Here is a 26,363-nt window from a genome sequence, read left to right as displayed (position 1 = left end):
CCGGCAGGACCACGAGGGCTACAGACCACAGGCAGTGAACCGGCGGCGGCAGTCCGCCGGTACGGGGAAGCGGAGGCGGTTGACCATGGCACAGGGCGAGGTGCTCAAGTTCGAGGAATACGTCCGCACACGGCAGGACGCGCTGCTGCGCAGCGCCCGCCGTCTGGTCCCGGACCCGGTCGACGCGCAGGACCTCCTCCAGACCGCGCTGGCCCGCACGTACGGCCGCTGGGACGGCATCGCCGACAAGCGACTCGCGGACGCCTACCTGCGCCGGGTCATGATCAACACACGTACGGAGTGGTGGCGGGCCCGCAAGCTCGAGGAGGTTCCGACCGAGCAGCTCCCGGACGCCCGTGTCGACGACGCCACCGAGCAGCACGCCGACCGCGCCCTGCTGATGGACGCGATGAAGGTGCTCGCTCCGAAGCAGCGCAGTGTCGTGGTACTGCGACACTGGGAGCAGATGTCCACGGAGGAGACGGCCGCTGCCCTCGGCATGTCGGCCGGAACGGTCAAGAGCACGCTGCACCGGGCGCTCGCCCGGCTCCGCGAGGAGCTGGAAGCCCGCGATCTGGACGCACGCGCGCTGGAGCGTGAGGAGCGGGAGCGTTGCGCGGCGGCCTGACCGAGGCCGGGCCCACACCGGCCCGAAGCACCATCCAGGCGGCGATCACGGCGATGTCCGTGCTCGCCGCCCTCGCCCTTTCCGTCTCCGCCTGCGCCACCGGCGGCACCGGTGCCCGCGACGAGGGCCCGGCCCACGCCGACGCGGTGGCGGGCGCGACGGCCGCCCCCTCGTCCGCCTCCACCGAGCCCCCCGACCGAACGGACGCGGTCCGGCTGGTCAAGGACGACCCCGAGGTCTCGGCCGAGGTAAAGCGCGAGTTGCAGCCCTGCGTCGGCGACGAGTACCCGGTCGACGTCTCGTACGGCGACCTCACCGGCGGCTCCGGCAACGACATCATCGTCAACGTGCTTACCTGCGGTGACGCCGTCGGCGTGGGCTCGTACGTGTACCGCAGGGACGACGACGGCTACACGAACGTGTTCAAGACCGAGGAGCCTCCGGTCTACGCGGAGATGGACCGGGGCGCCCTGGTGGTGACCAAGCAGGTGTACGAGAAGGGCGACGCGGTCTCCGACCCGTCCGGCGAGAACGTGATCACGTACCGCTGGACCTCGGGCCGGTTCGTGAAGGAGTACAGCTGGCACAACGACTACAGCAGCGTCGTCGGTGACGCACCGACGCTGGCGCCGGAGACCGGCTGACCTGCCCCGACGCGACCTGCGGAAGAATTCTGCGACAGCGTGAACCGATCGGCTCGCTCGTTCCGATCAATGGGTGGACGGGCAAGGACGGGCGGGAGGGGCAGGGACGCGCAAGGACGGACCGCACGGAGAACGGACATGGATCGCGCGCGAAGTGAACGCTCGCCGTGCTCCACGCGTCCAAGCAAGGGACACACCCGACAGTTCACCGACAGGTGAGCGAGGGGACGCAGGCGGAAGCCCGTCAGACCGACGGCCCGCACGCACACGAGACCGCATACGAGAACTGAGAGCACCGGGATGGCAGACCAGACCCACGTCCTGTTCGTCGAGGACGACGACGTCATCCGCGAGGCCACCCAGCTCGCCCTCGAGCGGGACGGCTTCGTGGTCACCGCGATGCCCGACGGCCTGTCGGGCCTGGAGGCGTTCCGTGCGGACCGCCCCGACATCGCGCTGCTGGACGTCATGGTGCCCGGCCTGGACGGTGTGAGCCTGTGCCGGCGCATCCGGGACGAGTCCACCGTGCCGGTGATCATGTTGTCGGCGCGCGCCGACTCCATCGACGTCGTCCTCGGCCTGGAGGCGGGCGCCGACGACTACGTGACCAAGCCCTTCGACGGCGCCGTGCTGGTCGCCCGGATCCGTGCCGTACTGCGCCGCTTCGGTCATGCGGGCGGGGACGACCGCACCGAGCCCGCCGCCGCCACCGCGGGTGGGGTGCTGGCGTTCGGCGATCTGGAGATCGACACGGAGGGGATGGAGGTGCGCCGCGCCGGGCAGCCGGTGGCGCTGACCCCGACCGAGATGCGCCTGCTGCTGGAGTTCTCGTCCGCCCCGGGCACGGTCCTCTCGCGCGACAAACTGCTGGAGCGGGTGTGGGACTACGGCTGGGGCGGGGACACCCGGGTCGTCGACGTCCATGTGCAGCGGCTGCGGACGAAGATCGGCCAGGACCGTATCGAGACGGTCCGCGGCTTCGGTTACAAGTTGAAGGCCTGAGCGGGGCAGGGGCAGGGGCAGGAGGATGCGGGGGATGATCCGGCAGCTGGTTCCGGCGCGCACGGAGCGCGTGAGCATCCGTACGGGGCTGCGGTGGAAGCTGAGCGCGGCGATCGCACTGGTCGGCGCGCTGGTGGCGATCGCACTCAGTCTGGTCGTGCACAACGCCGCCCGTGTGTCCATGCTCGACAACGCGCGTGACCTCGCCGACGAACGCGTCCAGATCGCCCAGCACAATTACGAGCAGTCGGGGCGGCTGAACTTTCCCAACATCAAGATCGACGACTCCAGCCTGCCGCCGTCGTTGCGGGAGAAGGTCCAGGAGGGCCGTCGGGCCACGTTCGTCTCGTACCGCACGCGCGGGGTACCGGACATCTGGGCGGCCGTGCCGGTCAAGGACGGGCACGTGCTGTCCCTGCACACCGGCTTCACCGACCGCAGCACCGACATCCTCTACGACCTCGACCAGGCCCTGGTGATCGGCTCGATCGCGGTCGTGCTCGGCGGCAGCGCGCTCGGCGTGCTCATCGGCGGGCAGCTCTCGCGTCGGCTGCGCAAGGCGGCGGCCGCGGCGAACCAGGTCGCCGGCGGCGAGTCGAACGTGCGGGTGCGGGACGCCATAGGCGGTGTCGTACGGGACGAGACCGACGATCTGGCGAGCGCTGTGGACGCCATGGCGGACACGCTCCAGGAGCGGCTGGAGGCCGAACGCCGGGTCACGGCCGACATCGCGCACGAACTGCGCACCCCGGTGACGGGACTGCTGACGGCCGCCGAGCTGCTGCCGCCCGGCCGGCCGACGGAGCTGGTCCTGGACCGGGCGAAGGCCATGCGCACCCTCGTCGAGGACGTGCTGGAGGTGGCCCGACTCGACGGCGCCTCGGAGCGCGCGGAACTCCAGGACATCGTGTTGGGCGAGTTCGTGGCCCGGCGGGTCGCGGCCAAGGACCCAGACGTCGAAGTGCGGGTGGTGCACGAGTCGATGGTCACGACCGACCCCCGGCGCCTGGAGCGCGTGCTGTTCAACCTGCTGGCCAACGCCGCCCGGCACGGCAAGCCGCCGATCCAGGTCACCGTGGAGGGCCGTGTCATCCGGGTCCGCGACCACGGCCCCGGTTTCCCCGAGGACCTGCTCGCCGAGGGACCCAGCCGCTTTCGCACCGGCAGCGCCGACCGCGCCGGGCACGGACACGGCCTCGGGCTCACCATCGCGGCGGGCCAGGCCCGGGTACTCGGCGCCCGGCTGACCTTCCGCAACGTACGGCCCGCGGGGGCCCCTGAGCGCATACCCGCCGAGGGTGCCGTCGCGGTCCTGTGGCTGCCCGAACACGCGCCGACGAACACGGGAAGCTACCCGGTGATGCCGTGACGCAGGACACCGCGGGAGGGCCGGGCCAGGGGCGCTTCGTCGAAGTCGCGGTTCGCGTCGCGGGAAAGCCACCGCCCCACAGCATCGCGCGGCACCCCGGGATCAAGAAGGCCGCGCGGCAGACATGAGCGGTCCGGTCGGCCCGCCGACAAGGCACCGCGGCAGTCATGGACAGTCCGGTCGGCCTGCCAGGAAGGCACCGCGGGCGACATGAGCGGTCCGGTCCGCCCGCCAGGAAGGCACCGCGGCCGGTAGCGGACCGGTCGGCCCGCCTGGGTACCGGGGGAGCGGCGTCGGCTCGGGCGTACGGAAAGCGCAGGCCCCCCGGGGCGGACACCGCCGGGGGGCCTGCGCTCACAACAGCGTGGTCAGACGGCCTCGACCAGGGGCGGCTGCGGCGCCGCCGCATCGTCGGCCGACTCGCCGTCCTTCTGCGGACCCGCTCCCTTGAGCGGGACCTCCTTGACGAACACCGCCGCCACCAGTGCGGTCACCGCCACCACGGCACCCAGCAGGAACGCCGAGTGGGTACCGGCAGACACCGCGTGCTGGTAGGCCTCCCGGGCCGCGACGGGCAGCTTGGCCAGGCTGGCCGCGTCCAGTTGAGCGGACTGCTCGGTGATCTTCGAACCCAGCGCGCCGGCCCGCTCGGACATGACGTCCTGGACGCGGTTGTTGAACAGCGCGCCCATGATCGCGACACCGAAGGAGGAGCCGAGCGTACGGAAGAGGGTGGTGGACGAGGACGCGACGCCCATGTCCTTCATCTCGACGCTGTTCTGCGCGACCAGCATCGTGATCTGCATGAGGCAGCCCATGCCGAGACCGACGACGGCCATGAACACACCGGAGGTGAGGCGGCTGGTCCCGGTGTCCATGGTGGACAGCAGGTACAGGCCGATGACCATCGCGACGCTGCCGACCAGCGGGAAGATCTTGTACTTGCCGCTGGTCGTGGTCACCCGGCCCGCCACCATCGAGGTGACCAGCATGGCGCCGAGCATCGGCAGGAGCAGCAGTCCGGAGTTGGTCGCGGAGGCGCCCTGCACCGACTGCTGGTAGAGCGGCAGGAAGAGGGTGGCGCCGAACATCACGAAGCCGGTGACGAAGCCGATGATCGACATCAGGGTGAAGTTGCGGCTGCGGAAGATGTGCAGCGGCACGATCGGCTCGGCGGCCCTGGTCTGCCAGAACACGAACCCGATGAGCGAGGCGACGCCGATCCCGATGAGCTCCATGATCCGCGCGGACGACCAGGCGTACTCCGAGCCGCCCCAGGTGGTGACGAGGACGATGGAGGTGATGCCGACGGTCAGCAGGGTGGCGCCCAGGTAGTCGATCCGCGACTGCGAGCGCTTCCTCGGCAGGTGCAGAACGGCGCTGATGAGGGCCAGCGACACGACGCCGAGCGGCAGGTTGATGTAGAAGGACCAGCGCCAGCCCCAGTTGTCGGTGATGGTGCCGCCGACCAGCGGGCCACCGATCATCGCGAGCGCCATGACGCCGGCCATCATGCCCTGGTACTTGCCGCGCTCCCGCGGCGGGATGAGGTCACCGATGATCGCCATGACGCCGACCATCAGACCACCGGCGCCGAGGCCCTGGATCGCGCGGAAGCCGATCAGTTCGCCCATGTTCTGGGCCATGCCGCTCAGTGCGGAGCCGATCAGGAAGATCACGATCGACGTCATGAAGGCGCCCTTGCGCCCGTACATGTCGCCGATCTTGCCCCAGATCGGGGTGGAGGCCGCGGTCGCGAGGGTGTACGCGGTCACGACCCACGACAGGTGCTCGAGCCCGCCGAGTTCGCCGACGATCGTCGGCATCGCCGTGCCCACGATCATGTTGTCGAGCATCGCGAGCATCATCGTGATCATCAGCGCGAGCAGGACGACCCGCACGCTCCTCGGTGGTTTCTCCGCCTGGGTCTCGACTGTCTTCGTGTCCGCCATGATTCCCACTCCCCTGGGGCTTCCCCCCGGTCGGCCACTTACTTGCCGCCCGGCTAGTTCACTACACTGGGAAGGTAGACCTGCAACTAGCCGGGCGTCAAGTAAGTTTCCGCGTCCAACTAGCCGGACGGCAAGTAAGTTTCACGGAGACCCGAGGCCCACGAGAATGGACGTCACCATGGACGGCACGAAGCAGCAGCGGCGCGGCAACACCCGCCAGCGCATCCAGGACGTCGCGCTCGAACTCTTCGCCGAGCAGGGCTACGAGAAGACCTCCCTCCGCGAGATCGCGGAGCGCCTGGAGGTCACCAAGGCGGCCCTGTATTACCACTTCAAGACCAAGGAAGAGATCATCGTCGGCATCTTCACCGATCTGACGAAGCCGATCGAGGACCTGATCGACTGGGGCAAGAGCCAGCCGCACACCCTGGACACCAAGCAGGAACTCGTGCGGCGCTACAGCCGGGCGCTCTCCGAGGCGACCCCGCTCTTCCGCTTCATGCAGGAGAACCAGGCCACGGTGCGCGAGCTCCAGATCGGTGACTCGTTCAAGGACCGCATGCGGGGCCTGCGCGACATCATCATCGACCCGGAAGCCCCCCTCACCGACCAGGTCCGCTGCGTGAGCGCCATCTTCACGCTGCACGCCGGCATGTTCTTCCTCCAGGACCTCGAAGGCGACCCCGAGGACAAGCGCGCAGCCGTCCTCGAGGTCGCCATCGATCTGGTGACGCAGGCACACCAGGGCGCCTGATCACCTCGGCGTCAGACCTTCACGCCCTTGCTGTGCAGGAAGGTGACCGGGTTGATCGCCGAACCGTAGTTCGCGGTCGTGCGGATCTCGAAGTGCAGGTGGGGGCCGCTGGAGTTGCCGGTGTTGCCGGACAGGGCGATCTTCTGGCCCGTCTTGACTATCTGGCCGACCTTCACGCTGATGTGCGAGAGGTGGGCGTACTGCGAGTAGACGCCGTTGGCGTGCTTGATCACGATGGCGTTGCCGTAGGCGGGGCCGTCGCCGGCGCCGTTGCCGCCGGCCTTGACCACGGTGCCGCCGTGCGCGGCCATGACCTTGGTGCCGCTCGGCACGGCGAAGTCCTGACCGCTGTGGGTGGACTGCCACATCGCACCGGCCTGGGCGTACCCGGCGGACAGCGTGTACTTCTTCACCGGGTCGATCCAGGAAGCGGCCGAGGCGGCCGTCTTGGCCGCGGCGGGCGCGGCGGCAGGCGCGGCGGCGGACGCCACTCCGCTCCCCAGCACGACCGAGGCGCCCAGGGCGGCGGCGCCGACGGCCACGCGAGTGCGGAGCTGGGACGTACGGGAAGAACGGAACGTGACGCGCTGGAACATGGAAGACCTCATGGGAACGGGGACAGAGGAAACCACCCGGCGTGAACCTCCGCCGGAGTGGCCATCCCTTGGTAACCCCGAGGCCCACAGGCCCCCAAACGTGTGATCTACGACGGAACCTAGTACTTCACCCCAAAACTTCCCACTCCTTGACAGAACACCTTTTCCGGACACATGCGCCGCTCGCCCATTCCGGAGGCCTGAGCGAAGATCGAGACCTCCGTGACGTCCGTCCGTTTTAGTCCGATTTGGGTTACTACTACCCGCCCTAGTGGGGCCCTGATCGCCTGTGCGCCATGTCACCGGCCGCCCCTTGCAAGGGACTTCGGAATGTGACGGCGACTACTCCCGTACCCCACAGGGCACTTGTGACCCCGCTCACGTCGCGTGCACGGGTCTGTGATCGGGCTCTCATCGGCCTCTACCGTCCAGTAACCCGCTGGTTCCCCTCAGGCCACCCCCAGCGATCAGCATGCTCACGACACCGGCAGTGCAAGGACGCGAGAGGACCCCACACATGACCAGAGGCAGCTGGACGCGCCGCATCGCCATGACCGCCGTGGCGACGGCAGCCGTCACGGCGATGGCCGTACCGGTCGGCGCCCAGGCCGCGACGGCCACCGGCACCTCCACCGTCGCCACCGCGGCGGCCACGGCCGCCGAGGACGTCGACTACGCCACCTGGCAGCAGGACTGCCAGGCCGTGGTCGACCAGGCCCTGCCGGCGCTGAAGCAGCGCATCGCCGCCACCAAGCCGGGTGAGAAGCAGGCGATCGTCTTCGACATCGACAACACCACCCTGGAGACCGACTTCGGCTTCAGCTACCCCCAGCCGGCCAACAAGCCGGTTCTCGACGTGGCCAAGTACGCCCAGGAGCACGGCGTCTCCCTGTTCTTCGTCACCGCCCGCCCGGGCATCATCTCCGGGGTGACCGACTACAACCTCAAATACGTCGGCTACCAGGTCTCCGGCCTCTACGTGCGCGGCTTCCTCGACCTCTTCAAGGACGTCGCCGCCTACAAGACCGCCCAGCGCGTCGCCATCGAGTCCAAGGGCTACACGATCATCGCGAACATCGGCAACAGCGCCACCGACCTCTCTGGCGGCCACGCCGAGACGACGTACAAGCTGCCGGACTACGACGGCCAGCTGTCCTGACGCGGCCCTGAACCGGGCTTGACGCGGCCCTGAACCAGGCCCGAGGCAACCGCGAATCGGCCGGGCCCCGCGTCAGGCCCGGCAGACACCGGCGGTGACGCCGCATGCCCTCCGGCTCCTCCGGCAAGGCTCCACCCGTGTACGACCGTTCCCGTACGACGACGGAGGTGGCGGGTGGAGCCGACGGTACTCGGCGGCAGACTGGCCTCGGCGCTGATCGCGCCCCTGCTCAGAAAGCTGTTCGCCCCCGAGGCGCCGGGCGCCGGGCTCGTCGACAGACCCGTGCGCCTGAAGGACCTGGTGTCCTTCCGCAGCGAGAAACGCACCCTGACCGAAAGGGAGGTCCGCAGGCTCGCCGACGAACTGGTCGCCCGGGCCATGTCCTCCCCCGGAGAGCTCCCGTTCCCCGCAGCCGAGCAACCCGCGGTGGCCGACGCCCTCTCCACCCGCCTGCTCGCCCTCGGTGACCTGGACATGGACGACGTGCAGGCGGTCCGGCTGGGCCACCGCGAGCTGGCCGACCGCCTGCGCGGCCGGTCGTCCGCGGCCGACGGCCTGTCCGCGGACGCCCGGTACTTCCTCGACTCCGCGACCGAGTGGTCCTGCCTGCAGATCCTGGACTTCTTCACCCGCCGCTCCACCTTCGTGGCGCGGACCCTGGTCGAGCAGACGCGCGCGCAGGCCCACCTCATCGCCCGGGTCGACGAGCTGCTCGCCCGCCACCCTCGCCCCGGGACCGGTGACGCCGCCTTCGACCGCCGCTACCTCCCCTACCTGGCACGCCGGCACGACCACATCACGATCTACGGGATCGATCTACGGGACTCCCCCGACCGATGGCCCCTCGAAGTGGCCTATCTGAGCCTGGAGGCAACGACCACCGAGCACGGCGCGCCCGAGAACCCGACCGCGGTCCCCGCCCGCCTGCCCGCCGAGGAGGCCCTGGAGGGCCACGACCGCGTGCTGCTCCGGGGCGACGCCGGGTCCGGCAAGACGACGCTCGTGCAGTGGCTGGCCGTGTCGGCCGCCCGCGACGGGGATCACATCCCGTTCGTCCTCCCGCTCCGCAGCCTGATCCGGACGGGCGCTCTCCCGTCTCCCGAGGACTTCCTGACGGCGGTGAGCTGCCCGCTCACCCCGCCGCAGGGCTGGACCGAGCGGGTCCTGGCCGCCGGCCGCGGCCTGATCCTGGTCGACGGCCTCGACGAGATCCACGCAGCCGACCGGCACCGCACCCGCGACTGGATCCTCGCCCTCACCCGTGCCTTCCCCCGCAACCGCTGGCTGCTGACCTCCCGCCCCACCGCAGTACGCCGCGACTGGCTGGCCGACGAGGGCTTCCGCGAGCTGGTGCTGGCTCCGATGCAGCGCGCCGACGTCGCCACGTTCGTCCGGCGGTGGCACACGGCGGCCCGCGCGCGCGAGTACGAGGGGCAGCTCCTGGACGCACTGCGTACCAAGCGCGATCTGGCGCGCCTCGCCACGAACCCCCTCATGTGCGGTCTCATCTGTGCCCTCCACCGCGAGCGACGCGGCTATCTACCCACCGGCCGCAAGGAGCTGTACGACGCGGCCCTCGCGATGCTGCTCGCCCGCCGCGACCGGGAACGAGGCATGAGCGCAGTGGACGACGTGGAGGCCGGCGAGGAGGCCCAGCTCGAGATACTCCAACGCCTCGCCTATGCGCTGGTGTTGAGCGGTCGCACCGAAATGGGCCTGGCGACGGCCGAAGGCATCGTCGAGCGTTGCCTCCCCTCGCTCGCCGCCACCGCGGGCTCCGCCGACGCTCCCACGGTGCTGCGCGCCCTGCTGCTGCGCAGCGGCCTGCTGCGCCAGCCCGCGACCGGTGTGGTCGATTTCGTCCACCGCACCTTCCAGGACTACCTCGGTGCCCGGTACGCGATCGAGGAAGGCCATCTCGACGTTCTCGTCGGGCACGCGGACGAGGCCCAGTGGGAGGACGTCGTCCGGATGGCTGTGGCCCATGCCCGCCCGGGCGAACGAGGCCACCTGTTAAGGCAGTTGCTGAGCCGGGACGAACCACGGCTGACCCTGCTGGCGCTCGCCTGCCTGGAGCACACGGCAGCGCTGGATCCGGCGGTGCGCACGGAGGTCGAGGAGCGGGCGGCCGCGCTGATCCCGCCGCGCACCACGCAGGAGGCCATCGCGCTGGCCGGAGCGGGGCCCCTGGTCCTGGAGCTGCTGCCGGGACCCGAGGGACTGACCTCCGTGGAGGCCCGCTGCGTCACGATCACCGCCTCCCTCCTGGGCGCGGCGGAACCCGAGGGCGCCCTGGGCGTACTGCGCCGATTCCGCGAACACCCCTCGCTCCCCGTGCGGCGCCTGCTCTCGGGTTCCTGGAGTCGTTTCGACGTCCGGGAGTACGCGACGGAGGTGCTCGATCACCTGGCACGGAACCGGCTCTTCGTCGTCTGCGAGTCGGCCGAGCAGCGCGAGGCGCTCCGCCGGATGCGCCCATGGCCGAGCGTGGCGTTCCGGGGGCCGCTGACCGTGCGCGAGGCAGCGGACGCGGTTGTCGAGCCGGCCTCGGTCCAGACCCTGAGCCTGGAGCGCAACCCCGACCTCACCCATCTCGGCGAGCTGTCGGCCTTCCCGGCCCTGCACGGTCTGTGGATCCTCGACTGCCCTGCCGTACGAGGTCTTGAGCCGGTGGCCGAGCTGACGGTCACCGACCTCGCCGTCTTCACTCCCATCGCCGATCTCACGGGCCTGGAGCGTCTCCGCGCGCTCGATCATCTCTCCGTGGGCCAGCCGCTGGCGGGCAACGCGCTTCCGGACGCGCTGCCCACCGAGGCTCCGCTGAAGTACCTCTACCTGGGACACGGGAGCACGCTGGGCACCGGGCTGCGCGGCCTGTCCCGGTGGCCTGCGCTCACGGCGCTCTGCCTCAGCTCGCTGGCCACGGCCCTGACGGCAGCCGACTGGCAGGAGATCGTCGCCCACCCGGCCCTCACGAGCCTCTCCCTGTACGGCCCGCTCCCCTGCTCCGAGGAAGACGTGCCGGAACTGCCCGGAATCGAGGACCTTCGTGTTCCCGCGAGCTACGGCGCCCCTCTGCTGCGGCTGCTGGCCGCGCGGATGCCCCGGCTGCGCACCGTGCTCATCAGGTCGGACGACATGCATCCGGGCCCCGACGACCTCGCACCCCATGCGGGGATCTTCCCGGCCGCCCGGATCACCTACGACCGCGCGTGACGCCCCGGGGCGCGGCGGAACAGACGAAGGGGCGGCCCCGGGACCATGGTCCCGGGGCCGCCCCTTCGATCGTGCCGAGGTTACGCGTCCTTGCTCAGGTTCGGTCCGGCGCCGCCGGCCGCCTGCTCGATCGGCGGGACGTCGGGCAGAGCCGACTTCTCCTCACCGCGGAAGGTGAAGGTCTTGTTCTCACCCTCGCCCTCGGTGTCCACGACCACGATGTGACCGGGGCGCAGCTCGCCGAAGAGGATCTTCTCCGAGAGCGTGTCCTCGATCTCGCGCTGGATGGTGCGACGCAGCGGACGCGCACCCAGCACCGGGTCGTAACCCTTGGTGGACAGCAGCTCCTTGGCGGACTGGGAGAGCTCGATGCCCATGTCCCGGTCCTTCAGGCGCTCGTCGACCTTGCCGATCATCAGGTCGACGATCCGCAGGATGTCCTCCTGCGTCAGCTGCGGGAAGACGACGACGTCGTCGACGCGGTTGAGGAACTCGGGGCGGAAGTGCTGCTTGAGCTCGTCCGAGACCTTGTTCTTCATGCGCTCGTAGTTCGACTTCTTGTCACCCGAGGCCGCGAAGCCCAGGTTGAAGCCCTTGGAGATGTCCCGGGTGCCGAGGTTGGTCGTCATGATGATGACCGTGTTCTTGAAGTCCACGACCCGGCCCTGGGAGTCGGTCAGACGACCGTCCTCCAGGATCTGGAGCAGCGAGTTGAAGATGTCCGGGTGGGCCTTCTCGACCTCGTCGAAGAGGACGACGGAGAACGGCTTGCGGCGGACCTTCTCGGTCAGCTGGCCGCCCTCTTCGTAGCCCACGTATCCGGGGGGCGAGCCGAAGAGCCGCGACACCGTGTGCTTCTCGCTGAACTCCGACATGTCGAGGGAGATCAGCGCGTCCTCGTCACCGAAGAGGAACTCGGCGAGCGCCTTGGACAGCTCGGTCTTACCGACACCGGACGGACCGGCGAAGATGAACGAACCACCGGGACGCTTCGGGTCCTTGAGGCCCGCACGCGTACGACGGATCGCCTTCGACAGCGCCTTGACGGCGTCGACCTGGCCGATGACCCGCTTGTGGAGCTCGTCCTCCATGCGCAGCAGGCGGCTCGACTCCTCCTCGGTCAGCTTGAAGACCGGGATGCCGGTGGCGGTCGCGAGGACCTCGGCGATCAGCTCGCCGTCGACCTCGGCGACGACGTCCATGTCGCCGGCCTTCCACTCCTTCTCCCGCTTGGCCTTGGCGGCCAGGAGCTGCTTCTCCTTGTCGCGGAGGGAGGCGGCCTTCTCGAAGTCCTGCGAGTCGATCGCGGACTCCTTGTCGCGGCGGACGCCGGCGATCTTCTCGTCGAACTCGCGCAGGTCCGGCGGCGCGGTCATCCGGCGGATCCGCATCCGGGAACCGGCCTCGTCGATCAGGTCGATCGCCTTGTCCGGCAGGAAGCGGTCCGAGATGTACCGGTCGGCCAGGGTGGCGGCCTGGACCAGCGCCTCGTCGGTGATCGAGACACGGTGGTGCGCCTCGTACCGGTCACGCAGACCCTTGAGGATCTCGATCGTGTGCGGCAGGGACGGCTCCGCGACCTGGATGGGCTGGAAGCGGCGCTCGAGGGCCGCGTCCTTCTCCAGGTGCTTGCGGTACTCGTCCAGCGTGGTCGCGCCGATGGTCTGGAGCTCACCGCGGGCCAGCATCGGCTTCAGGATCGAAGCGGCGTCGATGGCGCCCTCGGCGGCACCCGCACCGACCAGCGTGTGCAGCTCGTCGATGAACAGGATGATGTCGCCGCGGGTGCGGATCTCCTTGAGAACCTTCTTCAGGCGCTCCTCGAAGTCACCGCGGTAGCGGGAACCGGCGACCAGGGCGCCGAGGTCCAGGGTGTAGAGGTGCTTGTCCTTGAGGGTCTCGGGCACCTCGCCCTTGACGATGGCCTGGGCGAGGCCTTCGACGACGGCGGTCTTGCCGACGCCGGGCTCACCGATCAGGACCGGGTTGTTCTTGGTGCGGCGGGACAGCACCTGCATGACCCGCTCGATCTCCTTCTCGCGCCCGATGACCGGGTCGAGCTTGGACTCACGAGCGGCCTGGGTGAGGTTCCGGCCGAACTGGTCGAGGACCAGGGACGTGGAGGGGGTGCCCTCGGCAGGACCGCCGCTGGCACCGGCGGTCTCCTTGCCCTGGTAACCGGAGAGCAGCTGGATGACCTGCTGCCGCACCCGGTTCAGATCTGCGCCCAGCTTGACGAGGACCTGGGCGGCGACGCCCTCGCCCTCGCGGATCAGGCCGAGCAGGATGTGCTCCGTGCCGATGTAGTTGTGTCCCAGCTGAAGGGCCTCGCGGAACGACAGCTCCAGGACCTTCTTGGCACGGGGGGTGAAGGGGATGTGCCCGGACGGGGCCTGCTGGCCCTGGCCGATGATCTCCTCCACCTGCTGGCGGACCGCCTCGAGCGAAATCCCGAGGCTCTCAAGGGCCTTGGCGGCGACACCCTCACCCTCGTGGATCAGGCCCAGGAGGATGTGCTCGGTGCCGATGTAGTTGTGGTTGAGCATCCGGGCTTCTTCCTGAGCCAGGACGACAACCCGCCGCGCGCGGTCGGTGAACCTCTCGAACATCGTTAATCGCTCCTCAGAGCGGTCAGGCAGTGGGGGGAACTTCCCCTCCCTGTCCTTCCGCAGCTTAGTCCCGCAAGCGGGGACCGCTCATTCCAACTGCCGACACCGTCGATGGCCTCCTGACCCCGAACGCCGACATCTGCTCCAACCCGATGGTGCGAGACGATGTTCCCGCAGGCCAGGCAGTTACCCCAGTCGCCAGTACGCCGATGGCGAACGTGAGACAGCCTTTCCTGCGTGTCGCCCCCTCCCACTAGGGATGTCTTACCCGCTGCAACCGACAGTCCATGCCGTGCGCACCGGTCCCCTCCGCTATGGGCGAACAACCTTGCGCGTCCCGACACCCCCACACGCCCTGTTTGTCGACACAGGAAGCATCCGTTCAAACACCCAGCGTAACTCGCGGGCCTTTTCGACGGTTGCACTTGGCATGGTTGGCTCCGTCCCACCGGCTGTCCGCTCGGCCGCCGCTGCGATCCTCACGGTCCCTCTCCCCCGACGGCCGCCAGACCCGGACGATCCGGCCGACCGGATCCGCGGCTGGTACGAGAACGAACTGGGGTGGCCGACGGTGCCCGGGGAGCCGGTACGACTTTTGGTCGGCGAGCGCTTCGACGTGCTGGACGTGCCGGCCGAGGCGGGCCTCGCGGCACTGCGGCGACTCACGCCGGGCTCGCCGGTGGCCGTGCGGGGCGACCGGATGCGGCTGCTGGTGGCGGCGGGCGGCGCGGAGGAAGTGCCGGGAATCCTGGAGTGGCTGGAGTGGGGGGCGCTGCCACTGGATCTGACGGCGATCGGCGCGGGCGGACTCATCGAGGCGCCCCTGCCACCCCCCGGCGAAAGCCAGGGCCGCGATCCGGGCCTGAACCGTCCCGGGCCGGTGCAGGGGGCCGCTGTCTGGCTGCGGCCCCCCGTGGCAGGGTGCGAGGCCGAGGCCTCGCTGCCGAGGATGTCGGCGCTGGGGGGCGTTGGGGGCGCCCCCGATCTCGTACGGCTGGTGGACACGCTGGCGACGCACTGTCACCGTGTCCGGCTGCGGCGCGCGAGCGCTCAGCCGTTGGCCTTCTCGTAAGCCTCGCGAATGGACGCGGGAACGCGGCCGCGGTCATTGACCTCGTGACCGTTCTCCTTGGCCCACGCGCGGATCTGGGCGGTGTCCTGGCTGCCGCCGGTGGCGGCGCGCGCCTTTCCACGTCCGCCCGAAGCACGGCCACCGGTACGACGGCCACCCTTCACGTAGGGCTCGAGAAGTCCACGGAGCTTGTCCGCATTGGTAGTCGTGAGGTCGATCTCGTAGGTCTTGCCGTCCAGCGCGAACGTGACGGTCTCGTCCGCCTCGCCGCCGTCGAGGTCGTCGACAAGAAGGACCTGAACCTTCTGTGCCACCGGATTTCCTTTCATCGAAAACGTGAGGGCCGGGGGTCCGCGGCGTCCGCCGTTTAGCCGCGCCCTGTTATATGCAGTACAGCAGTACGTCGGAAAGCAAACCGCTTTTGCTGGGAAAACACAAACCCCCGGCGAGGACCCACAGCCCGCCCCCAGCCCGGAAACGTGCGCGTTTCGGACATAGGGAACCGGGCAAGGCGGGTCCCTGTGAATGGACGTCGACGATCACAGATGCAGAAGCATCCGGCTGTTGCCCAAGGTGTTCGGTTTCACTCGTTCGAGTCCGAGGAACTCCGCGACGCCCTCGTCATAGGAACGCAGCAGCTCCGCGTACACATCGGTGTCGACCGGCGTCTCACCGATCTCCACGAAGCCGTGCTTGCCGAAGAAGTCGACTTCGAAGGTCAGACAGAAAACGCGTCGAACCCCGAGCCAGCGTGCGGTGTGGAGCAACTTCTCCAACAACTGGTGACCGATGCCCGCGCCCTTCAGCCCGGGCTTCACCGCGAGAGTGCGGACTTCCGCCAGGTCTTCCCACATCACGTGCAGGGCGCCGCAGCCGACCACCTCGGCGTTGTCGTCGCGTTCGGCGACCCAGAACTCCTGGATGTCCTCGTAAAGCGTCACCGTCGGTTTGTCGAGCAGGATGCCACCGCGGACGTGGGCGTCAAGAAGACGGCGCACGGCGGAGACATCGCCGGTCCGGGCCCGCCGGACGGTGATGGCTTTAGCGGTGACTTCGGGGTTCTCGGCCGAGGGACTCTCTGCTGACATGTGCGGACGCTATCGTCCGTCGGACTCCGTCGCCGAGCCGGGGTTCTCACCGGCACTCCCCGTACTCCCCGGACCCCCCGCAGTTGCGGGTTCGACAGTTTCCGGACCCTGGACCATGCGTACGGCGTCGCGCAGCGCGAGCCGCTGTTCCTCGCTCATCATCCCGAAGAAGGCGACGAGAGCGGCGGCGGGGTTGTCGCTCTGCGCCCAGGCGTCGTTCATCAGGGCGGCCGCGTAGGCGGCCCGGGTCGAGACCGCCTCATATCGATAGGCCCGGCCTTCGGCTTCCCGGCGCACCCAGCCCTTCTGATGGAGATTGTCCAAAACGGTCATCACCGTGGTGTAGGCGATGGACCGTTCCTGCTGAAGGTCTTCCAGGACTTCTCGAACGGTCACCGGGCGGTTCCACTTCCACACCCGCGTCATGACCGCGTCTTCGAGTTCTCCCAATGGGCGAGGCACAGCTCAGAACAATAGTGGGAGATCTCGCCAATCGCGTGCCGGACGTGCGCTTTCATCGGCAAACGGGAACAAAAAGGGCGTGCGGCTCCGAAAAGAGCCGCACGCCCGGGCGGTGCGGAAGCGTCGCGGGTCGGTCAGGCGTCGGGGCCCACGGGGGCCTGACGGGCACCGTCCGCGCGCGCGAGGACGGCGTCGACGGCCGCGTCCTCCTTGGCCTTGTTGGCTCCGCCCTGGGTCTTCACGATCACCCTGATCACACCGATGAAGAACACGGCCATGACGACGGGAGGCACGAGCGCGGAGACATAGTCCATGGAACCAGGGTAGCCAGGGCGGAGCGGGACATCGGGGCGGGGTCGCCCGTGTCAGCCGACGGCCAGCCGCCGCTGTTCCGGGTTGGCGGGCGGCGGGGCCGGTCTGCGGCGCGGGAAGACCTCGCCCGGCGTCGGGACGGGCCGCCTGGCGGGCTCCGGGGCGGGCTCGGCGGGGACCGGTCCGGGAGCGGGCGTGGCGGGCTTCCCGGCGGGCTTCCTGCGCGGCTCCTCGCCCGGGCGACCGCCCGTGTCGCCGGCGGCGACGGACGGGTGGGCGCGACCGTCCCCGGAGAGGCCCCCGGGAAGGGCCAGAAGCCGGGCACGGGAGGCCGGGACGGTGGGAGCGGCCTCCGGATCCCCGTGGGCCGCCCGACGGGCCAGACGGGCGCGCACGTCCCGTTCGGCGAGCATCTGACAGCGACCCAGGAGGGCGGCGGCCGTGGGGTTGCCGCGCAGGGCGCGCAGGGCGGCGAGGTCGTCCGGCTCGGGCCGGTAGCCGGTCGGCAGCACCTCCCTGAGGAGCGCGAGGTAGCCGGCGGCGGTGCCGGGGAGGGCGGCGCGGTACCGGGCGAGGTCGGCCACCAGGAAGGCCCGCAGTCGAGCGGCCTCGCGCGTCGCCTCGTCGAGGGACTCGGCGAGGCGATGACAGTCCTGGATGTCCTCGGCGGAGACGGGGCCGGGGTGAAGGGCGAGGGCAAGGGCGCGGCGGAGCACACGCAACTCCTCCGTGCCGAAGGCCATGCCGCCGCGAGATCCGTAGGGCGTGGGCATGCCGCGACGATACGCGCTAATCAGACAAATTCGACATAGGGGACGGGTGTGGCGCGTCCGGGATCCGCCCCGGTGGCCCCGCCTGCCGGACCACCCGCCTCCGCCCGCTTGCCGGACCACCCGCCTCCGGCCTCCGCCCGCCCGCCTCCGCCCGCCGTCCGTCCTGGTTTGCCCGCCCCCGCTCGTCCGCGACGGCGTTCGCGCTCACATACGGGACACGTTCCGCTCGTACACCAGGCGCAGCCCGATCAGCGTCAGCCACGGCTCGTGCTCGTCGATCACGGAGGACTCGCCGAGCACCGTCGGTGCCAGCCCGCCCGTCGCGATCACGGTGACCTCGTCCGGGTCGTCCGCCAGCTCGCGGGCCATCCGGGTCACCACGCCGTCGACCTGGCCGGCGAACCCGTAGACGATCCCGGACTGCATCGCCTCGACCGTGTTCTTGCCGATCACGCTCCGGGGCCTGGCCACCTCGATCTTGCGCAGCTGCGCGGCCTTCACACCGAGCGCCTCGACGGAGATCTCGATGCCGGGGGCGATCACCCCGCCGACGTACTCCCCGCGCGCGCTGACCGCGTCGAACGTCGTCGCCGTGCCGAAGTCGACGACGATCGCCGGGCCCCCGTAGAGCTCGTTCGCCGCGACCGCGTTGATGATGCGGTCGGCGCCGACCTCCTTGGGGTTGTCGAAGAGGATCGGCACCCCCGTCTTCACGCCGGGTTCGACGAGCACGGCGGGCACGTCGCCGTAGTAGCGCCGCGTCACCTCGCGCAGTTCGTGCAGCACGGAGGGCACGGTCGCGCAGATCGCGATCCCGTCGACGCCGTCGCCCAGTTCCTCTCCGAGCAGCGGGTGCGTTCCCATCAGGCCTTGCAGGAGCACGGCCAGTTCGTCCGCGGTCCGGCGGGCGTCGGTGGAGATCCGCCAGTGCTCGACGATGTCCTCACCGTCGAACAGGCCGAGCACGGTGTGCGTGTTGCCTACGTCGATCGTCAACAGCATGGCCGGTCCCCGTTCCCTACTCCGCCGCTCGCAGATCCAGACCGATGTCCAGGATCGGCGAGGAGTGCGTCAGGGCACCGACGGCGAGGAAGTCGACGCCGGTGTCGGCATACGCCTTGGCGTTGACCAGGGTCAGCCGGCCCGACGCCTCCAGCAGGGCGCGCCCGCCGACGACACCGACGGCCTCCGCGCACTCGCCGGGCGTGAAGTTGTCCAGCAGGATCAGGTCCGCGCCGGCGTCGACCACCTCCCGCAACTGGTGCAGGGTGTCGACCTCGACCTCGATCGCGACGTCCGGGAACGTCTCCCGCACGGCCTCGAAGGCCTGGGCGACGCCGCCCGCGGCGACCACGTGGTTGTCCTTGACCAGCGCCGCGTCGGACAGCGACATGCGGTGGTTGACGCCTCCGCCGCAGCGGACGGCGAACTTCTCCAGGGAGCGCAGACCCGGCGTCGTCTTGCGGGTGTCACGCACGCGTGCCTTGGTGCCCTCCAGGACGTCCGCCCACGCGCGCGTGGCGGTGGCGATACCGGACAGCCGGCACAGCAGGTTGAGCGCGCTGCGCTCGGCGGTGAGCAGGTCACGCGTGCGGGTGGTGACGGACAGCAGCTTCTGGCCGGCCTCCACGCGGTCGCCGTCCTCCACGTGCCGCTCGACCTCGAACTCGTCCGTGCAGACGACCGAGACGACCGCCTCGGCGATCCTGAGGCCCGCCACCACACCCGCCTCGCGCGCGGTGAAGTCGGCGGTGGCGACCGCCTCCTCGGGGATGGTCGCGACGGTGGTCACGTCCACCCCGTGCGCCAGGTCCTCCTGGATGGCGACGTTGGCGATGTCCTCGACCTCCACGGGGTCGAGTCCGGCGTCGGACAGCAGCTGGGCGAGCGCGGGGTCGAGCCCGCACTCCGCGTATTCGGCGTATCCCTCGCCGGCGAAATCGGTGTCTGTGTCGGCGCCACAGGCACAGCCGTCGCCGCAGCCGCCGCTCTGGGCGAGGGGAAGGTCGGGGGTGCTCACGTCTGTCACTGCTCCTGGAGGTGCTGCCGGGTCGGGGGGAAGTCTGCGGTATCGGTGGTGTGTACGGCGAGCGTGCGGTCCGGATTCAGCCGGACGACGATGTGCCGGTGCCAGTTCGCGTCGTCGCGGTCGGCATGGTCCTCACGCCAGTGGCAGCCGCGGGTCTCCTCGCGCTGCCGGGCGGCGGCGACCAGGACCCGCGCCACGCACAGGAGGTTGGTGGCCTCCCAGGTGTCGACGCCGGGCTCGGCCGTCTTGCCGTTCTCGTCGAGGGCGTCGCGGGCCTCGGAGTGCAGCCGCACCAGCTGGCCGGCCGCCTTCTCCAGGGACTCGGCGGAGCGCAGTACGCCCGCGCCGTCGGTCATGATCCGCTGGATGGCGAACCGGGCCTCCGGGGCGAGGAGCGGGTGCGCCGGCTTCTCCGGGCGCTCCACCGGCGCGGGCACCCGCGCGTGCAGGCCGTCGTCCGTCCGGCTCTCCACGATGTCGGTGACGATGCGCTCGGCGTAGACGAGGCCCTCCAGGAGCGAGTTCGACGCGAGCCGGTTCGCGCCGTGCACGCCGGTGCAGGCGACCTCGCCGCACGCGTACAGGCCCGGCACGGTCGTCCGGCCGTGGGAGTCGGTGCGCACGCCGCCGGAGGCGTAGTGGGCCGCCGGGGCGACCGGGACGGGCTCGGTGACCGGGTCGATGCCGTGGACGCGGCAGGCGGCCAGGATCGTCGGGAAGCGGTGCTCCCACATGTCGGCGCCGAAGTGGCGGGCGTCGAGGAACATGTGCTCGGCGTCCTGCTCCTGCATGCGGCGCATGATGCCCTTGGCGACGATGTCGCGGGGCGCCAGTTCGGCCAGCTCGTGCTGCCCGACCATGAAGCGCACGCCGTCCGCGTCGACCAGATGGGCGCCCTCGCCGCGTACGGCCTCGGAGACGAGGGGCTGCTGGCCCTCGGCGTCCGCGCCGAGGAACAGCACGGTCGGGTGGAACTGGACGAACTCCAGGTCGGAGACCTCCGCGCCCGCGCGCAGGGCGAGCGCCACGCCGTCGCCGGTGGACACCGACGGGTTGGTGGTGGCGGAGAACACCTGGCCCATGCCGCCGGTCGCGAGGACGACCGCGGGGGCGTGCACGGCGCCCACACCGTCGTGCTGGCCCTCGCCCATGACGTGCAGGGTGACGCCGGCGGTACGGCCGTCGGCGTCCGTGAGCAGGTCCAGCACGAGCGCGTTCTCGATCGTGCGCAGGCCCCGCGCGCGTACCGCCTCGACGAGCGCCCGGGAGATCTCCGCACCGGTCGCGTCGCCGCCCGCGTGGGCGATACGGCGGCGGTGGTGGCCGCCCTCGCGGGTGAGCTCCAGGCCGCCTCCCTCGGACTCGTCGAAGTGGGCGCCGGTCTCGATCAGCCGGCGCACGGCGTCGGGGCCCTCGGTGACGAGGATCCGCACGGCGCCCTCGTCGCACAGGCCCGCGCCCGCCACCAGTGTGTCGTCCAGGTGCTGTTCGGGCGTGTCCCCCTCGCCCAGGGCCGCGGCTATGCCGCCCTGCGCCCAGCGGGTGGAGCCGTCGTCGAGCCGGGCCTTCGTGACGACGACCGTCGTCAGGCCGGCGGCCTCGCAGCGCAGGGCCGCGGTCAGGCCGGCGACGCCGGAGCCCACGACCACCACGTCCGCGGCGATGCTCCACCCGGGCGCGGGTGCGTGCAGTCGTATGCCTGTGCTGGTCACGAGGCGGCTCCGAAGGTGAGGGGGAGGTTGTCGATCAGCCGGGTCGTCCCGACCCTGGCGGCGACGGCGAGGACGGCCTCGCCGGTGAAGTCGTCCTCGTGGTCGGTGATCTCCGTGAAGTCCGAGGGGTCGACCAGCGCGAGGTAGTCCAGTTCCAGCGGCGGGTCCAGCCGGGCGGCCTCGTCGAGGACCAGGCGGGCCGCCGCGCGGATGGCCGCCGGGTCGCCGGGGGCGGCCTTGGCGACGGCGTGCGCGTCGGCCGCCGCGCGGGACTCCCCTATGGCGCTGAGCGCCTCGGCACGCGCACGCGTGGCGGGCACCTGACGCGCGCGGGCCCGCAGCGCCTCCTGCGCGGCATGCCGGTCGCGGCCCGCGAACAGGGCCTGGGAGAGCGCCAGCGCGGTGCGCCGGCCCGCGGCGGACAGATAGCGGTTGCGGCTGGACAGGGCCAGCCCGTCCTCCTCGCGCACGGTGGGCACGGCGACGATCTCCACCCCGAAGTTCAGGTCCCGCGTCATGCGACGGATCAGGGCGAGCTGCTGGGCGTCCTTCTGCCCGAAGAGGGCGATGTCGGGCCGGGTGAGGTGCAGCAGCTTGGCGACGACGGTGAGCATGCCGTCGAAGTGTCCGGGGCGGGAGCCGCCCTCGAGCCGCTCCCCCATGGGTCCGGCGGTGATGCGGACCTGGGGCTCGCCGCCCGGGTAGACCTCGTCCACGGACGGGGCGAACACGATGTCCGCGCCGGCCTGCTCGGCGAGCTTGAGATCGGCGTCCAGGGTGCGCGGGTAGCGGTCGAGGTCCTCGCCCTGGCCGAACTGGAGCGGGTTGACGAAGACCGTGACGACGACCTCGCCGTCCGGCCCCGCGAGCTCCCGGGCGGTGCGGACGAGGGTGGCGTGGCCCTCGTGCAGGGCGCCCATGGTCATCACGACGGCCCGGCGGCCGCCACGCGCGCGTGCGTGCAGTTCGGCGGCGGTGCGCAGCAGGGTGGTGGTCATCCGGCATCTCCTTCGGTGCCGTGCGTGCCCGGGGCACCGGGGTTTCCCGAAGTGCCGTGGGCCTCGTCGGCGAGTACCCCGAGGAGGTCCTCGGCGAGCTCGGGCTTGAGGAGCCCGTGGGCGAGCGCCCGGTCGGCGGTCGCGCGGGCCATCGCCAGGTAGCCGGCCACGGTCTGCGGGGCGTGCTCGCGCAGCTCGGCGACGTGCGCGGCGACCGTGCCCGCGTCACCGCGCGCGACGGGGCCGGTGAGCGCGCCGTCGCCGGAGCGCAGCGCGTTGTCCAGGGCGGCGCCGAGCAGCGGGCCGAGCATCCGGTCGGGGGCCTCGACGCCCGCCGTCCGCAGCAGCTCCATGGACTGGGCGACCAGCGTGACCAGGTGGTTCGCGCCCAGGGCGAGGGCCGCGTGGTACAGCGGCCGGTTCTCCTCGGCGATCCACTCCGGCTCGCCGCCCATCTCGATCACCAGAGCCTCGGCGGCCAGCCGCAACTCGTCGGGCGCGGTGACGCCGAAGGAGCAGCCCGCCAGGCGCTGGACGTCGACGGGGCTGCCCGTGAAGGTCATCGCCGGGTGCAGGGCCAGCGGCAGCCCGCCCGCGCGCAGGGCCGGGTCGAGGACCTTCGCGCCGTAGCGCCCCGAGGTGTGCACGATCAGCTGGCCGGGCCGTACGGCGCCGGTCTCGGCGAGGCCTTCCACGAGCCCGGGCAGGGCGTCGTCGGGGACGGTCAGCAGCACCAGGTCGGCGCGCTGGAGGACCTCGGCGGGCGGGAGGAGGGGCACGTCGGGCAGCAGCAGCGCGGCTCGCCGCCTGGAGGCGTCGGAGACACCGGAGACGGCGACCGGGCGGTGTCCGGCGAGCTGGAGGGACGCGGCCAGGGCGGGGCCCACCCGGCCGGCGCCGACGACGCCGACGGCGAGCCGCGCGGGGCGGTCCCTGGGGTCTGGCTGTTGGGATGTACTCACGCGACGGAGGCCTTCCGTTCCAGTCCGCTCCGGGTACCGGACGATTTCTCGTCATGTTAACGCTATCCGTCCGGGGAGCGTCCGGTTGTCCACAGGCTGTGGGTTATCCCACCCGTTCCCGACCTGCGGCCCGGAGGGCGGGCGGGGGCCGGAAACGGCCGTGGCTCCGCGGGCCGTCGCACGGCATCATCCGGTGCATGACGAACACGGCGGAACACGGCGAGGAGAAGTCGGCGCAGCAGCGCCTGCGGGAGCGGCGGGCGGCCGCCTACCGGGACGCGGAACGCGTCCTGTCACGCGACGGTGCACGGGGCACGCTGCGGGACCGGCTCGCGCTGCTGCACGAGGCCGCGCCGCAGGTCCACGACCTGGACGAGCCCGCGGACCTCTACGGCGACGGGGTCGTGGCGGCGCTGGAAGCGCGGGTCGCCGGGCTGCTGGGCACGGAGGCCTCGGCGTTCTTCCCGACCGGCACGATGGCCCAGCAGGTCGCCCTGCGCTGCTGGGCGGGCCGTACCGGCAACCCCACGGTCGCGCTGCACGCGCTGAGCCATCCCGAGGTGTGGGAGCGGGGCGCGTTCGGCGCCGTCAGCGAACTGCGCACGGTCCGGCTGACGCGCGAGCCCCGGCTGCCCACGGCCGAGGAGGTGCGCGCCTTCGAGGAGCCCTTCGGGGCGCTGATGCTGGAACTGCCTCTCAGGGACGCCGGTTATGTGCTGCCCTCCTGGGAGGAGCTGACCGAGGTCGTGGAGGCGGCACGCGAGCGTGACGCGGTGGTGCACTTCGACGGCGCGCGCCTGTGGGAGACGACCCACCACTTCGGCCGCCCCCTGCGGGAGATAGCGGACCTGGCCGACAGCGTCTACGTGTCGTTCTACAAGTCCCTCGACGGCTTCGGCGGCGCCGCGCTCGCCGGACCGAAGACGCTGGTGGACGAGGCGAAGACGTGGCGGCACCGCTACGGCGGGATGGTCTTCCAGCAGTTCCCCACCGCCCTGGCGGCGCTCGTCGGCCTGGAGCGGGAACTGCCCCGGCTGCCGGAGTACGTGACCCACGCGCGCGTGGTGGCCGCCGCCCTGCGCGAGGGGTTCGCCGAAGCGGGCGTGCCCTGGGCACGCGTGCATCCCGAGGTGCCGCACACGCACGAGTTCCAGGTCTGGCTGCCGTACGAGCCCGATGTGCTCGCCGAAGCGGCGGCCCTCCAGGCCGAGCAGACGAAGGCGATGCTCTTCGTCGGCTCCTGGAGCCGCGGCGGGCCGGGGCTGTCGTACACCGAGGTCACCGTCAGCTCCGCCGGACTGACGTGGACGGCGGACGACGTGCGGGCGGCGGTCGTGGACTTCGTGGGCCGAGTGGCCGAGGTGGTCAGCAGGTAGGACGCGGGCGCAGCCGGCGGGCCAGGGCCTGCCGCAGCCGCCCGTGGGCGGGTCGGCCCGCGAGAACCGCGCGGTACTGCTGGTAGTCCCGCAGCTCGCGCATCACCTGCCAGTCGTGGGCGCCGGGCGCGGGCACGACGGGCTCGCCGTGCTGCCGGGCCCGGTAGGCGTCGAGGGCGTACTGCTGCGTGATGCTCATGGCTGATCCCTCTCGGAACGAACGTCGTCCGGACGGTGACCGGACACGGCCCCGCCCGGACGTGGTCTGGGCAGGGGAGGACGTGCGGAAGGGAGCCCTGAGGCCTGTTCCGCGGCTGCCCCGGCCTCCTCAGGCTGCGCCCGGCCGATGCCCGGCGTCGCGTCGATTGACGGCGGCCGTCAATCGAGGGCCGCGTTGTCGGTGGCGCGGTGCACCATGAGGGCATGAGCCTGAGCATCGACATCGCGGGGCTGCGGCCGGAGAGGGTCGCGGTCGTCCCCTCGCCCCTGGCCGAGCTCGGCATGGCGCTGCACGCGCTGTCCGAGCCGGGGCATCATCCCGGCCTTCAGGGCTGGGTGACCGGGGTGACCGCCGGGCTCGACTCGCATCTCGCGGACCGGATGTGCGAGGCCGACTTCCTGTGGCGGACGACGTTCTCGGACATCTTCCTGCCGTACGCGGGCATCCCGGGCAGGAGCACGCTCCCCGGGGCCACGCTCGCCGAGGAGCTCGACCTCCTGGACAAGCTGACGGACGAGCAGTTCGTGGATTCCGCCCTGGAGTTCACCTGCGCGCCCGGGTACGACGTGCCGAGCCCCAGCGTGCTTTCCGACCCGAAGCTGCGCCGGCGCGCCTTCGAACTGGCCGCCACGCGCGGGCCACGACAGGTGCGGTTCACTCAGCGGCTGCTCGACGACCCGCCACGCGTGCGTGCCTGGCTGAGGCAGTTCCTGGAGGACTGCGACGAGGCGTTCTTCGCCGATGTCTGGGCCCGGGTGCGCCTCCCGCTCGCCACGGACGCCCGCTACAAGACGGATCTTCTGCGCCGCAAGGGCCTGGCGGAGGCCCTCGCCTCGGTGTCCTCGGCGGTGACGCTCGACGCCGACGCCGCGCGGATCACCGTGGACAAGCTGGTCCAGGGCCGCAGCACCACCGGGGACGGCGGCCTGCTGCTGGTGCCGACGAGCCTCGGCTGGCCGCACCTGATGGTGCTGCACCGGTACGGCTGGCAGCCGGTGCTGCACTACCCCGTGGGCTCGCCGGAGCTGGCCTCTCCGCCCTCGGTGGAGCAGCTGACCCTGCGGATGACGGCGCTGTCCCATCCCGTGCGGATGCGGATCTGCCGCCTGCTGGCCCGCAGTGCGTACACCACGACCGAGCTGGCCCAGGTGCACGGCATGACGGCCCCCGAGATATCCCGGCACCTCGCCGTCCTGAAGAAGGCGGGCCTGCTCACCACCCGTCGGCGCGGTCGCTACGTGCTGCACCAGCTCGACGTGACGGTGGTGGCCCGGCTGGGCAGCGACTTCCTGGAAGGGACGCGCCCTAGTACTCCAGCAGGATTTCGCTGTCTGACCTGGTCTTTTCGTCGGGTGGCGGGAGTGTAGCGGGACTTCGATCGTGCGGGGGTGGTCTCACGGAGACCGCCCCTCGATCGTGTGACAACGCCG

General features: G+C 71.0%; 23 protein-coding genes and 1 pseudogene. 10 read left to right on the top strand and 14 right to left on the bottom strand.

Annotated features, from left to right (window positions below):
- Positions 1-85: 85 nt before the first annotated feature.
- From QQM72_RS38235 to cseC, 4 genes are all read left to right on the top strand, one after another.
- Entirely contained in the window at positions 86-628 is a 543-nt protein-coding gene (locus QQM72_RS38235) for a SigE family RNA polymerase sigma factor (protein WP_314225413.1), read from the top strand.
- Positions 613-1,272, top strand: coding sequence for a hypothetical protein (locus QQM72_RS38230; RefSeq protein ID WP_314225412.1), 660 nt, complete (start codon positions 613-615; stop codon positions 1,270-1,272). Before QQM72_RS38235 ends, QQM72_RS38230 begins: the two co-directional genes overlap by 16 nt.
- 300 nt (positions 1,273-1,572) lie before the next feature.
- Complete coding sequence (gene cseB / locus QQM72_RS38225) at positions 1,573-2,274, top strand: two-component system response regulator CseB (RefSeq protein ID WP_314225411.1); 702 nt, start codon at positions 1,573-1,575, stop codon at positions 2,272-2,274.
- 25 nt (positions 2,275-2,299) lie between these two features.
- Entirely contained in the window at positions 2,300-3,643 is a 1,344-nt protein-coding gene (gene cseC / locus QQM72_RS38220) for a two-component system sensor histidine kinase CseC (RefSeq protein ID WP_314225410.1), read from the top strand.
- Between the two features lie 368 nt (positions 3,644-4,011).
- Here the strand turns inward: cseC and QQM72_RS38215 are convergent, their stop codons facing one another.
- Entirely contained in the window at positions 4,012-5,595 is a 1,584-nt protein-coding gene (locus QQM72_RS38215) for an MDR family MFS transporter (protein WP_314225409.1), read from the bottom strand.
- Positions 5,596-5,761: 166 nt separating this feature from the next.
- Here QQM72_RS38215 and QQM72_RS38210 point away from each other — a divergent pair, with 166 nt between their 5' ends.
- Entirely contained in the window at positions 5,762-6,349 is a 588-nt protein-coding gene (locus tag QQM72_RS38210; RefSeq protein WP_314225408.1) for a TetR/AcrR family transcriptional regulator, read from the top strand.
- Between the two features lie 11 nt (positions 6,350-6,360).
- Here the strand turns inward: QQM72_RS38210 and QQM72_RS38205 are convergent, their stop codons facing one another.
- Positions 6,361-6,945, bottom strand: a complete 585-nt coding sequence (locus tag QQM72_RS38205) for a M23 family metallopeptidase (RefSeq protein ID WP_314225407.1) — start codon at positions 6,943-6,945, stop codon at positions 6,361-6,363.
- 517 nt (positions 6,946-7,462) lie between these two features.
- Between QQM72_RS38205 and QQM72_RS38200 the strand changes: the two genes are divergently transcribed.
- Positions 7,463-8,104 carry an HAD family acid phosphatase gene (locus QQM72_RS38200; RefSeq protein ID WP_314225406.1) on the top strand — a complete coding sequence of 214 codons (642 nt, stop codon included), beginning with the start codon at positions 7,463-7,465 and terminating at the stop codon, positions 8,102-8,104.
- Between the two features lie 174 nt (positions 8,105-8,278).
- Positions 8,279-11,320 (top strand): NACHT domain-containing protein, encoded by a 3,042-nt coding sequence (locus QQM72_RS38195; RefSeq protein WP_314225405.1) that lies wholly within the window; start codon positions 8,279-8,281, stop codon positions 11,318-11,320.
- A gap of 80 nt (positions 11,321-11,400) precedes the next feature.
- Here the strand turns inward: QQM72_RS38195 and QQM72_RS38190 are convergent, their stop codons facing one another.
- Positions 11,401-13,929, bottom strand: coding sequence for an ATP-dependent Clp protease ATP-binding subunit (locus tag QQM72_RS38190; protein WP_314225404.1), 2,529 nt, complete (start codon positions 13,927-13,929; stop codon positions 11,401-11,403).
- Positions 13,930-14,359: 430 nt separating this feature from the next.
- Between QQM72_RS38190 and QQM72_RS38185 the strand changes: the two genes are divergently transcribed.
- Positions 14,360-15,001, top strand: a complete 642-nt coding sequence (locus QQM72_RS38185; RefSeq protein WP_314225403.1) for an SCO3374 family protein — start codon at positions 14,360-14,362, stop codon at positions 14,999-15,001.
- Here the strand turns inward: QQM72_RS38185 and QQM72_RS38180 are convergent.
- The 10 genes from QQM72_RS38180 to QQM72_RS38135 all read right to left on the bottom strand — a co-directional run bounded on the left by QQM72_RS38180 (position 14,980) and on the right by QQM72_RS38135 (position 23,337).
- Positions 14,980-15,315: a histone-like nucleoid-structuring protein Lsr2 gene (locus QQM72_RS38180; RefSeq protein WP_020132476.1), complete on the bottom strand. Its 336-nt coding sequence runs from the start codon at positions 15,313-15,315 to the stop codon at positions 14,980-14,982. The genes QQM72_RS38185 and QQM72_RS38180 overlap by 22 nt on opposite strands.
- A 225-nt stretch (positions 15,316-15,540) precedes the next feature.
- Positions 15,541-16,089 (bottom strand): amino-acid N-acetyltransferase, encoded by a 549-nt coding sequence (locus QQM72_RS38175; RefSeq protein WP_314225402.1) that lies wholly within the window; start codon positions 16,087-16,089, stop codon positions 15,541-15,543.
- Positions 16,090-16,098: 9 nt separating this feature from the next.
- Entirely contained in the window at positions 16,099-16,539 is a 441-nt protein-coding gene (locus QQM72_RS38170) for a BlaI/MecI/CopY family transcriptional regulator (RefSeq protein ID WP_314225401.1), read from the bottom strand.
- Between the two features lie 146 nt (positions 16,540-16,685).
- Positions 16,686-16,865 (bottom strand): hypothetical protein, encoded by a 180-nt coding sequence (locus QQM72_RS38165; protein ID WP_314225400.1) that lies wholly within the window; start codon positions 16,863-16,865, stop codon positions 16,686-16,688.
- Positions 16,866-16,916: 51 nt separating this feature from the next.
- A complete protein-coding gene (locus QQM72_RS38160; protein WP_314225433.1) occupies positions 16,917-17,606 on the bottom strand; it encodes a hypothetical protein in 690 nt (229 codons plus the stop codon).
- 234 nt (positions 17,607-17,840) lie between these two features.
- Positions 17,841-18,638, bottom strand: coding sequence for a type III pantothenate kinase (locus tag QQM72_RS38155; RefSeq protein ID WP_314225399.1), 798 nt, complete (start codon positions 18,636-18,638; stop codon positions 17,841-17,843).
- A gap of 16 nt (positions 18,639-18,654) precedes the next feature.
- A complete protein-coding gene (gene nadC / locus QQM72_RS38150; protein WP_314225398.1) occupies positions 18,655-19,656 on the bottom strand; it encodes a carboxylating nicotinate-nucleotide diphosphorylase in 1,002 nt (333 codons plus the stop codon).
- A gap of 5 nt (positions 19,657-19,661) precedes the next feature.
- Positions 19,662-21,377 (bottom strand): L-aspartate oxidase, encoded by a 1,716-nt coding sequence (locus QQM72_RS38145; RefSeq protein WP_314225397.1) that lies wholly within the window; start codon positions 21,375-21,377, stop codon positions 19,662-19,664.
- Positions 21,374-22,375 carry a pantoate--beta-alanine ligase gene (panC, locus tag QQM72_RS38140; RefSeq protein ID WP_314225396.1) on the bottom strand — a complete coding sequence of 334 codons (1,002 nt, stop codon included), beginning with the start codon at positions 22,373-22,375 and terminating at the stop codon, positions 21,374-21,376. Before panC ends, QQM72_RS38145 begins: the two co-directional genes overlap by 4 nt.
- Positions 22,372-23,337, bottom strand: a complete 966-nt coding sequence (locus QQM72_RS38135; RefSeq protein ID WP_314225395.1) for a Rossmann-like and DUF2520 domain-containing protein — start codon at positions 23,335-23,337, stop codon at positions 22,372-22,374. The genes panC and QQM72_RS38135 overlap by 4 nt, the downstream gene beginning before the upstream one ends.
- 197 nt (positions 23,338-23,534) lie before the next feature.
- Here QQM72_RS38135 and QQM72_RS38130 point away from each other — a divergent pair, with 197 nt between their 5' ends.
- Positions 23,535-24,713, top strand: a complete 1,179-nt coding sequence (locus QQM72_RS38130) for a threonine aldolase family protein (RefSeq protein WP_314225394.1) — start codon at positions 23,535-23,537, stop codon at positions 24,711-24,713.
- On the opposite strand, the gene QQM72_RS38125 is transcribed toward QQM72_RS38130, so the two are convergent.
- Positions 24,703-24,912, bottom strand: a complete 210-nt coding sequence (locus QQM72_RS38125; protein ID WP_314225393.1) for a hypothetical protein — start codon at positions 24,910-24,912, stop codon at positions 24,703-24,705. The genes QQM72_RS38130 and QQM72_RS38125 overlap by 11 nt on opposite strands.
- Positions 24,913-25,136: 224 nt before the next feature.
- Here QQM72_RS38125 and QQM72_RS38120 point away from each other — a divergent pair.
- Positions 25,137-26,231 (top strand): annotated as a pseudogene (locus tag QQM72_RS38120) (DUF5937 family protein); the annotation flags it as partial.
- Positions 26,232-26,363: the final 132 nt, after the last annotated feature.

This window comes from Streptomyces zaehneri (assembly GCF_032248645.1).
Classification (GTDB): Bacteria; Actinomycetota; Actinomycetes; order Streptomycetales; family Streptomycetaceae; genus Streptomyces; species Streptomyces coriariae.
The sequence above is the reverse complement of the archived record's forward strand: the minus strand, read 5'-3'. Positions and strand labels throughout refer to the sequence as shown.